At 72.5% G+C, this 265-nt stretch carries 1 protein-coding gene; it reads left to right on the top strand.

The genetic code is table 11. From position 1 onward, the window contains the following. On the top strand, positions 1 to 265 hold a 265-nt coding region (locus tag ACY9Z2_RS19100; protein WP_463611259.1), incomplete at both ends, for a hypothetical protein.

Here is a 265-nt window from a genome sequence, read left to right on the forward strand (position 1 = left end):
GTCGACATATCGGGGGTCACGATCACCTCGGGCGCGACGTACGCCGAGGCCGGGATCGCGTTCTTCAACGCCTCCGGCGCCGTGCGCAACAGCGTGGTCGGACCCCTCTCCCGCGCCGCCGACGCGACGGAGCTGGCGGCCGAGCCCCACGGCTGGGGCGTCGTGGTGAGCAACCACTTCCAGGCCGCGGAGGCCGGCCCCCGGCGCGAGGTCACGATCGAGAGCACGCTCGTGACCGGCTATCAGTCGGGCGGCATCCTCTTCG

The organism is Virgibacillus sp. GM2-2 (genome assembly GCF_055329585.1).